Raw genomic sequence first — 12,859 nt, 5'->3', positions numbered from 1 at the left:
GGATGACACGAGATGACCGCATCGGGGGTGCCGACGATCAGGATGTCTCCGAGGGGAGTGGGATGCAGGAGGTACGTCGAGGAGACGGCTACAGGAGGCATGTCTCCATCCTGTTCGGCCATGCGGGTTCGGATGCGGAACGGGTTGCCGCGGTGGACAGTATGGCCACATCGGCGGCGGGGGAGGAAGCCCTGACGGATGCGGCGTGTCGCGCAATACCGCAACACTCGTGGTGCGTTACCGGGACGCATCGAGAGCGCAACCTAGTCTGACCGTGTGGTGCGAGCAGAAGGTGGCGTCATCCTTGGCGCTGATGGTGCGATGCGTGCGGTGTCAGTGGACCCCGCAGACCTGACTCTCGCCGACACCGACGCGACGATCGTCCACATCGCCGAGCAGGAGCGTGAGAGGTTGCGCGCCCAGGCAGCGGACCTCGGCGGTCGCTCTGCGCTCCTGCATTTCTCAGACGCACCGGATGCCGGAATCGAGATCACCAAGGCACACCCGGGAAGTCTGCCGCAGTTCATCACGGGACGATCGACACTTCTGTCGGGGCTGTTCCGCGACGAAGTCGCCCTCGGTACCGCTCGGCGGGCCGCCGAGCGGATCACCACCAAGAACGTTGAACTGCGCACGGCCCGCGGTATCGATGCCGTGCGCCTGGCCGTCGGGATCGCGTCATGGCGCATCGGGGGGCTCGAGTGCATCGCTCCCGTGCTGCTGCGCCCACTCGCGATCCGTCGTCACCACACCGACTTCGAACTGAAGCTACACGGCAGTTTCCAGGTCAATCCCGAACTGCTGCGTGCGATGCGGATGCACTTCGGGATCGAACTCGACGGCGACGCCCTGTCGGGTCTTGCCTACGATCAGGGCGTCTTCAAGCCGCAGCCGGTGATCGATCACCTGCGGGCGCTCATGGCGCAGATTCCGTCTTTTGTGGTCAAGCCGCGGCTTGTGGTCTCGACGTTCGTGGACGTCGGCTCCGCGATGGCACGCGACTCGGCCCAGTTGGACCACCCGGTTCTGAACGCCCTCGCCGGTCATCCCGCCGATCGGGAAGCCGTGACGCTGCGCCGGCCGGTTCCGGTGATGCCCGGGCCCGACGAGCGCGTCCCTGCCGCCGACACCCTGCTGTTGGACGCCGACGCCGAGCAGGAAGCCGTGCTGGCTCGGGTTATTGCGGGCCAATCCCTCGTGGTTCACACGCTGCCGGGAACCGGGGGCACCCAGACCGTGATCAACGCGGTGGGAGCGCTCGTGCGCGAAGGGCGGCGGGTCCTCGTCGTCAGCGCTCGCCGCTCGACGCTCGACGGTGTTCGCCACCGCCTCGCCGGCGTCGGTCTACCGGGACTTGCTGTCTCGCCCAGCGAACTGCAGCGGGATCTCGTCCGCGCAATCGGACGCAATGAGAAGGCAGTCGCCCCAAAAGTCTCCGAGATCGATGACGCACTCGTGCGCCTTCGCACGGTGCTGCGCGATTACCGGTCTTCGCTGGCGGATCGCCACGACGCACTGGGTGCCTCTGTGCTCGACATCCTGCGGGAGCTGTCGGCGCTTGCCCAGCGTGAGGAGCCCCCGACGACGACCGCGCGCCTGGACATCGAGACTCTCGTGCGCCTCGCGAAAGGACGAGAGGATGCCGCCGCCAAGCTTGCGTCGGCGGCGCGCCTCGGCGAGTTCCGGATCGGCCCGTCGGATTCACCCTGGTACGGCGTGAGCTTTGCCACGACCGAGCAGGCGCGCTCAGCGCACGCGCTGGCCGGCAAGCTCCACCGCATGGACCTTCCGCATCTGCTGGAGCGGGGATACGTCCTGCTGGGGCAGACCCACATGCGCCCGTTCGAGAGTGTCGGCGAACTCGGCGAGTACCTGCGGCTGCTGCAGGGCATCCGAGACTCCCTCGACCGCTTCAGCCCGACCGTATTCGAACGGCCGATCGGCGACCTCATTCAGGCGCACGCGCCGCGCCGCGACACCTCGACGCTCAGCGGAGCAGACCGCCGGCGGCTCCGGCGCCTCTCTCGCGAATACGTGCGCCCCGGCGTGCACGTCGGCGACATGTATGAGGCGCTCGTTCGCATCCAGAAGCAGCGTCAGCAGTGGCAGCGCTACGTCGAGGCGAACGTCGTTCCCGACATCCCGCTCGGCCTTGCCGATGTCGCGGTTGCCTGGCAGCGGGTGGATGCCGAGCTCAGCGAGCTGGATGCCGTCCTGGGGCGATCAGGGTCGCAGGCGCTGTCGTCGCTTCCGGTGAAGACCCTCGTGCGTACCCTTGCTGGACTGGCCGCGGAGTCCGAGGTGTTCGAAAACCTCATGGAACGCGCGAGCCTGCGCAGTGAGTTGGCCTCCCTCGGCCTCGAGCCGCTTCTTCTCGACCTCTCGGTGCGACACGTTCCCGAGCAGCAGGTCGCGGGTGAGCTCGAATACGCGTGGTGGCAGTCGGCGCTCGAGCACCTGCTACGCAGCGATCGAGCGCTCCTGGGCGCCAACACGGCAGTCGTCGACCGCTTGGAGCGTGATTTCCGTCTGGTGGATGAAGCGCACGCCGCGGCATCCGGGCAGCTCCTGGCCGCCCAACTGGCGACCCAGTGGCGGGTCGGGATCGTTGATGAGCCGCACGAGGCGGCGGCGCTGAAGCAGGCGCTGCGCGAGGGGAGGACGTCGCCGCGCACCGTCGTGTCAACGGCGCCGGCACTCATGCGCTCGCTCGCCCCGGTCTGGCTGGCCTCGCCCTACGAAGTGCCCGCGATCCCCGACGACCTCGTCTTCGACGTCGTCATCATCTCGGATGCCGCATCGCTGAGCCTCGCCGAGGCTTCCCCCGCGATCCGTCGTGGCCGCCAGATCGTGGCGCTCGGCGATCCCGTGACCCAGAAGCCGACGGCGTTCCGGGTGGCAGCCGGGACGCCGACCGCCGAGGACGAGCCGGAGGAGCCGTTCGACGACGCGAGCGTATTCGAGCGTCTTGCCGAGATCCTGCCCGTTGAAACACTCACGCGCAGCTATCGCGCGGGCGGCGAGGACCTCGCGGAACTGGTCAACGGCGCGTTTTACGGCGGCGAGATCGTCTCCCTGCCCTGGGCCGGTTCCTACCTCGGACGTGGAAGTCTCTCGGTGGATTACGTCGAGGGCGGTATCGGTGTGCCCGACCCCGAATCCGGCGCGGTCGAGAGCCCGGATGCCGAGGTCGCCCGGGTGGTGACCCTTGTCGTCGAGCACGCGGTCAACCGCGGGTCCGAATCGCTCATGGTCATCACCGCCAGCGCGAAGCACGCTGCCCGCATCCGTGCCGCCGTCGACCGCGCGTTCGCGGGACGGTCCGACGTCGCCGACTTCGTCGCGCGCGACTCAGCCGAGCCGTTCTCGGTTCTCACACTGGAAGAGTCGGTGGCTGAGAGTCGCGACCGCGTCATCTTCTCGCTCGGTTTCGGACTCACTCGCCACGGGCGTGTCCTCAGCGACTTCGGTGACCTGTCGAGCGCCGACGGTGAGCGGCTTCTGACGGTCGGGATGACGCGTGCTCGCCGCTCGATGGTGATCGTGTCCTGCATCCGTCCCGGCGCCGTCGATGACCGTCGCCTCGCGCACGGCGCGGCATCCCTCATGTCGATCCTGGGCGACGTCGAACGTCGCGCTCGGGTGTCTCGCCAGGAGGATGACGGCGACCCGTTGATGCTCTCGCTCGCGAAGGAACTGCGGCGCCTCGGCGTCGCGGTCGAGGTGAACTACCGGGGCCTGCTGCCGCTGGTCGCGCACCACCAGGGCAAGGCCGTGGTCGCCGAAAGTGATCCCGAGACGATCGGCGGATCGTTGCGCGAGTCGCTGCGGCTGCGCCCGCAGATCCTGCGGCGCCTGGGCTGGCATTACGTGCGTGTGCACTCGTTCGATCTGTACAGCGACCCCGGCGGCGTCGCGCAGCGGATTGCCGGCATCCTCGGGGTGACGGTCGAAGCGCCCGTTGCCGAGGGTGACACGCAACCGATCGATGTCGTCGCCTGATGAGCGTCAGCGCGTCGAGCGCGTTCCCGGATCACGCCGCGCGCGTCTGACTCCGGCTCCGGGGACCGATGTCGCCCCAGAAACCCCGGATGCCGTCGCCGACCCGTCATCGGGGGCGCCGACGACGTCATCCGACACCGGCCCCAACGACGATCGTCTGCGAGCCGACGTCCCCCCGCACTATTGAGCTCGCGCGCTACCCGCCCTCTGCGCCGAACCCGCACATCCCGCCGCGAACCCACAGGGTCCGGCCAGAGAATCCTGTGGGCTCGGCAGGGAGAGTGTGGGTTCGCGGGCAGTGACGCGGGGCAGGATGCCTCGCGTCAGGGCTTCGGCGGGGTGGCGTCGTTCTGCTTCTGGAGCAGGTCGCGGATCTGGATGAGGATCTCGGCCTCGCTCGGCATCGGCTCGGGCTCGGGTGGCAGCTGCTCTCGGGCCGCGGCGCGCTCCTTGAGCTTGTTCATCGGCATGACGAAGACGAAGTAGACGACCACGGCTACCGCGAGGAAGTTGATGACCGCGCCGATGATCGCTCCGAAGGCGAAGGTCACGGTGCCGCCGCCGAGGGTCGGCACAGGCACCGCCAGCGCCTCGTTGAGACTGTCAGCGGCGAAAAACAGACCGATCAGCGGATTGATGAACGCCGACACCAGAGTGTTGACGATGCCGGTGAAGGCGGCGCCGATGACGACGGCGACCGCGAGGTCGATGACGTTGCCGCGGAGGATGAACTCCCGGAATCCCTTGATCATTGCGGTCCCTTCGTGATGGAGCGTCAGCTGGCGGCGGTCGCGGTGCTTGTCGAGGTGCTAGATCCCGACGACGAACTCGAACTCGACGACGAGCTCGAGCTGTCGGACTTCGAACCCGAGTCCTTTGAGCCGGAATCCTTCGAGCCGGACTCCTTGCCAGCGCCGGCACCCGTCCGGGAGTCGGTGCGGTAGAAGCCAGACCCGTTGAAGGTCACGCCGATCGATCCGTACTCCTTGCGAAGCGATCCACCGCACTCTGGGCACTCGGTGAGGGAGGCATCCGTGAAGGACTGCACGGCTTCGAATCGGTGGCCGCACTGGCGGCAGGCGTAGGCGTAGGTAGGCATCGGTGGTCTTTCGGTCGGTGCGAGGGATCAGGTGTGGGGAGGATGCAGGTCGACGATGCGGGTCGGCGTGACGACACCGGTGACCGGCTGATCGTGCACGTCTCGCGGGACCTCCGCGACGAGCTCATCGTCGAAGACGACGGCGTAGACGGGCGGGCACCGCTCCATCGAGCCGATGGTCTTGTCGAAGTAGCCGCGTCCCCAGCCGAGCCGCATGCCGGTCGTGTCGACGGCGGCGGCGGGAATGACCATGAGGTCTACGTCGTTCACGGCGATCGGGCCGAGGAGTTCACCGGTCGGTTCCGGCATCCCGAACAGCCCCTCGACCTCGCTGCCGTCGCGCTCGGCGACTGTCCAGTCGAGGAGCCCGTCGGCGCGGGTGATGGGGAGCAGGACCCGCAAGCCGCGGTCGATTGCGGCATTGACGAACTCGCGGGTTCCCGGCTCCGTCGTCGTCGACAGGAAGCACGAGAGGGATGTTGCGCCCAAGCGCTCCACGAGCGCATCGAGCTGGGTCCGGATCCCCTCCGCGGCGGCCTGCCGGGCGGCTTCGGAGATCGTCTGCCGACGCTCTCGGAGATCCGCGCGCATCGCACGCTTGGCATCGGCGATCGCATCAGACATGCGTAGATTCTAGGCTGCTTGCGTGCGCAGGCAGGCTTCGGCATCCGATGTCAAGGGGTGACGGCGCTTCGCGTATCCGTCACATCGCGTTCATAGCCTCTCGGTAGAGTGAGGGCCATGTCTGATCTCCCCTTCAAGGCAGTGATCCCCGCGGCGGGCCTCGGCACTCGCTTCCTTCCTGCCACCAAAGCCATGCCCAAAGAGATGCTGCCGGTCGTCGACAAGCCGGCGATCCAGTACGTCGTGGAAGAGGCCGCGACTGCCGGCATCCAGGATGTGCTGATCATCATCGGGCGCAACAAGAACAACATCGCCAACCACTTCGATTCGGTTCCCGAGCTCGAACAGAAGCTGCGCGAAAAGGGTGACGGCAAGAAGCTCGCCGCCGTCGAGCACTCCTCAGACCTGGCCGAGGTGCACATGGTGCGCCAGGGAGAACCGAAGGGCCTCGGGCACGCGGTGCTGCGTGCGAAGTCGCACGTCGGAAACCACCCCTTCGCTGTGCTCCTGGGCGACGACCTGATTGACGAACGCGACCCGCTGCTGGTCAAGATGCTCGATGAGCACCGTCGCACCGGTGCCGCGATCGTCGCGCTCATGGAGGTCGACCCCGAGCAGATCCACCTGTACGGATGCGCGGTTGCCGCGCCCACCGATGACCCGGATGTCGTCACCGTCGGCGGCCTGGTCGAGAAGCCCGCCAAGGAAGACGCTCCCTCGAACCTTGCGATCATCGGCCGCTATGTCCTCGCGCCGACCGTGTTCGACGTGCTCGAGCACACCGAGCCGGGTAAGGGCGGCGAGATCCAGCTCACCGACGCTCTCGAAGAGCTCGCGAAGGACCCCGACGGACCCGGCGTGCGCGGCGTGATCTTCCGAGGACGCCGCTACGACACCGGCGATAAGGTTGACTACATCAAGGCCATCGTTCAGCTCGCCTCGGACCGCGAGGACCTCGGCGCCGAGCTGAAGCCCTGGTTGAAGGATTTCGCGGCGACCCTGTAGCGCCGCCCGGGCGGGAGGGGTCACGTGGATCTGACGTCACCCTTCCACCACGGCCCGGTGTCGATCCGGCTCGTGCGACCGCGGGATGCTCGCGTGCTCCAGCAGCTGTTGCTCGATAACCGTTCGTGGCTGCGCCGGTGGGAGGCGACAAGCCCCGACGGACCGGTCTCGTTCGACATGAGGCTCAGCATCCGTCGCCTGTTGCAGCAACACCGCGACGGGGCGGGTGTGCCCTACGTCATGGAGTACGACGGTACGGTCACGGGTCAGCTCAACGTCTGGGGCATAGCGCGAGGTTCTCTCGCTTCAGCGACCATCGGGTACTGGATCGCCGAGGAGTTCGCCGGCCGCAACGTGACGCCGATCTCGGTCGCCCTCGCCACCGACATCTGTTTCCGGGATCTCAACCTGCATCGGGTTGAGATCTGCATCCGTCCCGAGAACCGCGCGAGCCTGCGTGTCGTTGAGAAGCTTGGCTTCCGGTACGAGGGCTATCGGCGCCGCTACATCCACATCGACGGGGACTGGCGCGACCACTACGCCTTTGCGCTCGTTCGTGAGGACGTTCCCGAGGGTGTGCTGCGCCGGTGGGCGTCGGGGCACGTACCCCCGGATGCCGCAACAGTTCCCCCCGAAGACCGAATGCCCGTCTGAATCGAGCCGTCTCGACGCGAACCCGCACCGACACACGTCGTGGGATCCCGGGATCGTGGGCCGCCGTCGCATACCGTATGGATCATGGATGGGCAGGTACTCGGAGGCGGCGTGATCGTCGCGGTCTCCGTGCTCCTGTGGCTCGTCTATCTGGTGCCCTCCTGGTACGAGCGCCGCCAGTACGACGCTGCCGAACGTAATGCCGTCCGGTTGAACCAGGCGCTACGCGTCCTCGCTGAGACGAGCGAGACGCCCGACGAGGTTCGGCTCGAACTCACCACCCGCACGGCACAGGCCCAGCAGCGGGAGGCCAAGCGCGCGCTCGCTGAGCGCGAGCGGTTGGCGAAGCTCGCTGCCGCGGAACGTGAGCAGGCAGCGGTGGAGGAAGCCCGTTCCGAACTCGTCGCCGCGCGGTCGCTGCCTGCTGCCCGCCGCGCACGCGCTCGCCGCCGCGCGCGGCTGTTGACGACGATCGTCGGGCTTGTCGCCATCGCATTCCTCGGATGGGGTTTCTGGCTGCTCGCCACGACCGGGTCGCAGACGCTGTTGTGGTGGTCGGCCGGCATCCTCGCCGTATGCGCCGCGATGCTCGTACAGATGGCGCGCGTGTCGTCCCGTGCCGCGGTGGGCTCCCAGGTCACCGTGGAAGCTCCGGTGCGTGCTGCCCCCGCCGTACAGGACGTTGCGCTCCCCGTCTCACGCCAGTGGGCGCCGCGTGAGCTACCCAAGCCCCTCACTGCGGCATCAGGATCCCGTGCTGCGGCAACGCTCGACGGTGTGGCTGCGCGCGAGGCGCTGCGGCAGGCCGCCCGCGATGAGGCGATGCGTCAGCGGGCGGAAGCTGCTGCGCCGCCCACTATCGACCGCGCTCGCGCTGACCGGGAACGTGCCCGGCAGGCGGCATCCGCTTCTGCGCCTGCGCGCGAGACAGGTGCTTCGGCGGGACCCGATTTCGGGCGCATGGGTTACGTCGACGACGCCGAGATCGAAGCCCACGTCCGCGATCTGTTGAGCCGCCGCGCCGCCAGCGCTTAGGGGCTCCAGCGATTCAGCCCGCCGGGGCGTGCGTGATAGTGTTACTGGGTTCACGGGCCTGTGGCGCAGTTGGTAGCGCGCTTCGTTCGCAATGAAGAGGTCAGGGGTTCGAATCCCCTCAGGTCCACACCCGGAACCGCGTGATTACGCGGCATTCTTGGGCACTGGATGAGTTCAGCCCTCCAGCGGAAACCACCTGTGGGGCCCTTCTTGGGTCTCGCGGACCGCAAAGGAGCAACTCATGTCCTCTGTCCACCGTGAATACGAATCGACTGATTCGCCCTTCTTCTCCTTCTGCTCGTGCGCGCGGAACGCGGACCACGCCGCGGAAGCGGCGCCCTCCTTCGATGACGTGGCCGCGCTCTGCAGCACGTGGGGCAACGCGATCGAGCATGAAGGGTTCGACCCCGACGACTTGCGCGAGTATGTCGACCACCACGTGGCGCTGGCCGCCAGGCCGGGGGCCCTCGCTGACCCTCTGGAGGCCGCGCTTGCCTTCTCGATGGAGTCGGGCAGGTGACGCGCCGCAAGACGGGGCTGGCCCGTCGCAATCCGAACGACTTCGGCTCCGTCGAAAAGCGCGGCGAGCGCTACCGTGCACTGTTTCGTAGGGACGGCCGCACGATTCGGGCTCCACGCACTTTCACGACGCGCGATGACGCCCGCCACTGGTTGAGTGAGCAGGAACGCGCGTTGCGCGGAGGCACATGGATTGACCCGCGTCTGAGCGAGGACTCGCTCGCGGCCTACGTTGCGGCCTGGCTCTCGGACCACAGCGCCGACCTCTCGCCGCGCACAGTTGAGAACTACAGCAGGCACCTCACCAAGTGGGTGCTCCCAAGGCTCGGGAAGGAGAGACTGGGCGAGATCACGCCCGCGAAGGTGCGTTCGTGGCGGGCTGGCTGTCTGAAGGACGCCGCCGCAGCAGCCGGGGCCGGACAGGAGCAGCCCTCGGCGGTCAGCATTCGCGCCTGGGCTGTGGCGACTGGGCTGGATGTGGCACCTACTGGACGCTTGCCCCAGCACATCGTGCTCGCGTGGAATGCCGCTGGCTGTCCCACCCTTACTAAGCGAACGCGGCGCGGTACGGGCGCTGCCGCCGTCGCTGCGGCGTACGCGGTGCTGCGGACGGTTCTCGCGACGGCGGAGCGGGAGGAGTTGATTCCTCGCAATCCGTGTCGGATTCGTGGGGCTGCCACAGTGAAGTCCGCGGAGCGCAAACCCGCGACCCCTGAGCAGGTGCGTAGTCTCGCGGATGCGATGCCGGAACGCTACGCCGCAGCGGTGATCGTTGCCGCCTGGTCTGGCTTGCGTTCGGGTGAGCTCAGGGCGCTGGCTCGTCGCCATGTAGACCTGGACGCGGGCACGATCCGAGTGGAGCGAGCCATCCTGGAGCTGTCGGGGCAGAAGCCCACTTTCGGGCGGACCAAGACGGAGGGATCACGACGTGTGGTCGCGCTGCCCGAGTTCGTCATGGAGCAGTTGAGACGTCACATGGAGGCGTACGTCGGGTCATCCGAGGGCTCGCTGTTGTTCTGCACGGAAGACGGCGGCATCCTTACGCGCACGTGGCTGGGCCAGATGTTCCGGCGAGCGCAGAAGCGGGCAGGACTCGAGTCGCTCGGGCTGGCATGGCACGACTTGCGGCACACAGGGGCGTCCCTCGCGTACGCGGTGGGGTCGTCGGTGGTTGATGTTCAGCGGCGACTGGGGCATACGACAATGACCGCCGCGAACCGATACGCGCACGCTTACGCATCGTCGGACGCTGCGGTCGCGGCCCGCCTGCACGCCGCTTTCGGCCGCCAGGAGGAGGCGGCCTGATCGTCGCCCTATCGCGACCTCTGAAGATGTGTCGCCAACCTCCGTGATATGCCGTCGCGTGCCCCTAGACTCCGCGGCACATTAGTACGAAGGAGGGCAAGATGCCCCAGAATTCCGCGCGTGAAGACATCGGCCGGTCTCGACCGGCCGATGTCTTCACGCTCCCGCCCCTCACGCTGGTAGGTCTGACGATCACGGATGTCGAGGACCTCGACTGGGCCTCGTGTCAGAGTGTCGGCAAGGCCGCATGGTTCCTCGGGCAGGCCAACACTGTGCCCTGTCTGCGACACCGTGCGATCACAGAACGCCGCCACAAAGCGTCAAACTCCACACGCATGGGAACGATGCATCTGGCGGCGGAGAAAGCGGGTGCCCAGAAGCCGCTGGCAAAAATTTCACCGAGCTAAGAGGACGCCCGCCGAAAACGATCGATTCTGAGCAGTCCGAGCGACGCACGGTGCACGCCGCGAAATGTCGGGGAAGCTTCGATGCTCAAAACTCTTGTCAAAACCCCATTCTGTGCAAAACCTTCCCTATAGGTTTTTGAGCAAGTCGGGTAGACTAGAAGCAACGAGGGAGGCCACCATGAGCGTCAAGATCGCCAGCACCATTTCCGCACCCGAGCGTGAGCTGCGCGAGCGCGTCGTGGCCGACGCCGCCCACAGCTCAGCGATGGAAGGCCTCACCGCCGGCGCCGAGTACCGCGCCGACGCGGCCGCCTACGCAGCGGGGGAGTTCGACGTCGACGAGTTGGGACGCCGCACACGGGCCCGCTGGGGCCTTGCCTGATTTCGTCGACCCGTACCTCGAGCCCGCATCGGGCATCCTCCGCAACCGGCTCGGCCTGACCGACCGCGCCACGCTGGATCGTGCCGAAGCGGAACTGACCGAGTGGCGACGGGCCGAGATGATTACCCGCCCGGTGCAAGTCACCGGAGATCTCCGCCAGCTCCAGGCAATCCATCGGCAGCTCTTTCAGGACGTCTACGACTGGGCCGGCCAGTTGCGCACCGTCGACATACGCAAGGGCACCGACCCGGGCGCGGAGTTCTTCATGCCGGTGTCCCGGCTGGAGTCCGGCGCCGGGTTCGCGTTCGCGGAACTCGCGGACGAGCACCAGCTGCACGGCCTGGACCGTGACCGATTCGTGGATCGTCTGGCGCACCACTACGACCAGGTGAACTACCTGCACCCGTTCCGCGAGGGCAACGGGCGCACACAACGGATCTTCTGGACGCAGATCGCCGCCGGCGCCGGATTCGACCTCGACTGGAGCCGTGTCACCGGGGCCGAAAACGACCAGGCGTCACGTGCCGCGATGGAACGACAGGACTTCACCGAACTGCGCGGAATCTTCGACCGCATCGTGCAACCAGCCGCGGGTGGCCGGCTCACCCCGGAACGGATGGAGCAGCTGCGCGCGTTCGCCAACCTGAACAGCGTCGCGCCGGGACGCTCGGCACGGTCGACGTCGACAGGCCGCTCGCGTCGGCCGACGATGCTTGGCCGTGAAGCGGAGCAGGGGAGGGCCTTATGACCGTCGTCGGATACGCCCGAGTGTCCAAGCGTGAGCAGAACCCGAACGCCCAGAAGGCCGAGCTGCACGCGGCAGGAGCGGAGCGTGTGTTCGTCGACCACGGCGACTCCAGCCGGGTCAAGGACCGGCCGCAATGGCTCGCGTGCATGGACTACCTCCGCGCCGGCGACGTGCTGTTGGTGCGTCGCCTCGATCGGCTTGGCGGGACCGAGCGCATCCTGATCGAGACGTTGCACGAGCTGGAGGACAAGGACGTCGATATCAAGAGCCTCACTGAACCGGTGATCGACACCACGACCCCGATGGGCCGAGCCCTGTTCGGCATCGTCGCAGTATTCGCACAGCTGCGCGTGGACACGATTCGGGAGAACACTCGGCTGGGTTTGGAGTACGCACGCGCCCAGGGTCGCGTCGGTGGGAGGCCAACGGTGATGAGCGCTGAGCGGGTCGAGGTCGCTCGGCAGATGCGCGCTCAGAACCCCCCGGCGACGTGGGAAACGATCGCTAAGACCCTCCACGTCAGCTCCGCGTCCGTGCGCCGCGCTATGGCTCAGCCAGAAATGACAGCTGGTGAGCGCCAGCATGGCGCGGCTACGCTCCAGGCATCTGCTCCCTACGACCAGCAATAGACTTACTCGCGTCCAGCCGTGCCAGGGCGCGTTAGCGAACGCTGTCGTTGCGCAGCCGCACGGCGATCCACAGGCCACATCGGCGACACAGGTAGGCCGCTCCGTCGCGCAACTCATGCAGTTTGAACCGCGGCATCGTTCTGCCACAGCATGAGCACTGGGTGGCCGCGTCAACGTTCATTCGAGCTCATCGCGTCAATATCTCCTCGGTAATCGGTAGCCGGCAGTCCAAGCCCAGCCAGCCGATGCCGCGTATACGCCAGGCCGATTCAACCTCGGTTCCCTGTGGCGAACGTAATCCTGGCCAGTCAGAAGGACCGGGCGAGCCTCGAAACGGACCTGAATTGCGTCCTCAGCAGAGACCAACCATGGAAGGCTATCTCGCCCAGTCACAGCGAGCGATTTCGCGGTCTATTACAGCAGGGATCCGAGGTCCGAGCCAAGGGAGGG

At 67.1% G+C, this 12,859-nt stretch carries 14 protein-coding genes and 1 tRNA gene; 12 read left to right on the top strand and 3 right to left on the bottom strand.

Features of this window, described 5'->3' with window-relative positions; translation table 11 throughout:
* Positions 1-321 precede the first annotated feature (321 nt).
* Both B3587_RS07380 and B3587_RS07375 read left to right on the top strand, forming a co-directional pair.
* Complete coding sequence (locus B3587_RS07380) at positions 322-4,002, top strand: AAA family ATPase (RefSeq protein WP_228177174.1); 3,681 nt, start codon at positions 322-324, stop codon at positions 4,000-4,002.
* Positions 3,989-4,189 carry a hypothetical protein gene (locus B3587_RS07375; RefSeq protein WP_292727551.1) on the top strand — a complete coding sequence of 67 codons (201 nt, stop codon included), beginning with the start codon at positions 3,989-3,991 and terminating at the stop codon, positions 4,187-4,189. Before B3587_RS07380 ends, B3587_RS07375 begins: the two co-directional genes overlap by 14 nt.
* A 136-nt stretch (positions 4,190-4,325) precedes the next feature.
* Here B3587_RS07375 and mscL read toward each other — a convergent pair whose 3' ends face one another.
* The 3 genes from mscL to B3587_RS07360 are packed head-to-tail and all read right to left on the bottom strand — an operon-like array spanning position 4,326 to position 5,725.
* The gene (gene mscL / locus B3587_RS07370) at positions 4,326-4,754 is read right to left on the bottom strand and encodes a large conductance mechanosensitive channel protein MscL (protein ID WP_228176897.1); all 429 of its coding nucleotides are present in this window, start codon (positions 4,752-4,754) and stop codon (positions 4,326-4,328) included.
* 23 nt (positions 4,755-4,777) lie between these two features.
* Complete coding sequence (locus B3587_RS07365) at positions 4,778-5,101, bottom strand: FmdB family zinc ribbon protein (RefSeq protein WP_228176898.1); 324 nt, start codon at positions 5,099-5,101, stop codon at positions 4,778-4,780.
* Between the two features lie 27 nt (positions 5,102-5,128).
* Positions 5,129-5,725 carry a 5-formyltetrahydrofolate cyclo-ligase gene (locus tag B3587_RS07360; RefSeq protein WP_228176899.1) on the bottom strand — a complete coding sequence of 199 codons (597 nt, stop codon included), beginning with the start codon at positions 5,723-5,725 and terminating at the stop codon, positions 5,129-5,131.
* Positions 5,726-5,842: 117 nt separating this feature from the next.
* On the opposite strand from B3587_RS07360, the gene galU reads away from it, so the two are divergent.
* From galU to B3587_RS07310, 10 genes are all read left to right on the top strand, one after another.
* Positions 5,843-6,730 carry a UTP--glucose-1-phosphate uridylyltransferase GalU gene (gene galU / locus B3587_RS07355; protein ID WP_292727548.1) on the top strand — a complete coding sequence of 296 codons (888 nt, stop codon included), beginning with the start codon at positions 5,843-5,845 and terminating at the stop codon, positions 6,728-6,730.
* 24 nt (positions 6,731-6,754) lie between these two features.
* Positions 6,755-7,384: a GNAT family N-acetyltransferase gene (locus B3587_RS07350; protein WP_228176901.1), complete on the top strand. Its 630-nt coding sequence runs from the start codon at positions 6,755-6,757 to the stop codon at positions 7,382-7,384.
* An 84-nt stretch (positions 7,385-7,468) separates the two neighbouring features.
* A complete protein-coding gene (locus tag B3587_RS07345; RefSeq protein WP_228176902.1) occupies positions 7,469-8,419 on the top strand; it encodes a large exoprotein in 951 nt (316 codons plus the stop codon).
* A gap of 54 nt (positions 8,420-8,473) precedes the next feature.
* Positions 8,474-8,546, top strand: a tRNA-Ala gene (locus tag B3587_RS07340).
* Between the two features lie 114 nt (positions 8,547-8,660).
* Positions 8,661-8,939: a hypothetical protein gene (locus B3587_RS07335; RefSeq protein ID WP_228176903.1), complete on the top strand. Its 279-nt coding sequence runs from the start codon at positions 8,661-8,663 to the stop codon at positions 8,937-8,939.
* Positions 8,936-10,243, top strand: coding sequence for a tyrosine-type recombinase/integrase (locus B3587_RS07330; RefSeq protein WP_228176904.1), 1,308 nt, complete (start codon positions 8,936-8,938; stop codon positions 10,241-10,243). The genes B3587_RS07335 and B3587_RS07330 overlap by 4 nt, the downstream gene beginning before the upstream one ends.
* Before the next feature lie 101 nt (positions 10,244-10,344).
* Entirely contained in the window at positions 10,345-10,650 is a 306-nt protein-coding gene (locus tag B3587_RS07325; protein WP_228176905.1) for a hypothetical protein, read from the top strand.
* A gap of 178 nt (positions 10,651-10,828) precedes the next feature.
* Positions 10,829-11,032, top strand: a complete 204-nt coding sequence (locus B3587_RS07320) for a hypothetical protein (RefSeq protein WP_228176906.1) — start codon at positions 10,829-10,831, stop codon at positions 11,030-11,032.
* Entirely contained in the window at positions 11,025-11,780 is a 756-nt protein-coding gene (locus B3587_RS07315; RefSeq protein ID WP_228176907.1) for a Fic/DOC family protein, read from the top strand. Before B3587_RS07320 ends, B3587_RS07315 begins: the two co-directional genes overlap by 8 nt.
* Positions 11,777-12,409 (top strand): recombinase family protein, encoded by a 633-nt coding sequence (locus tag B3587_RS07310; RefSeq protein ID WP_228176908.1) that lies wholly within the window; start codon positions 11,777-11,779, stop codon positions 12,407-12,409. Before B3587_RS07315 ends, B3587_RS07310 begins: the two co-directional genes overlap by 4 nt.
* The last annotated feature ends 450 nt before the right edge of the window (positions 12,410-12,859 follow it).

It is taken from the genome of Microbacterium sp. UBA837, from assembly GCF_002296025.1.
Taxonomy (GTDB): domain Bacteria; phylum Actinomycetota; class Actinomycetes; order Actinomycetales; family Microbacteriaceae; genus Microbacterium.
This window is presented reverse-complemented; position numbering and strand designations above follow the sequence as displayed.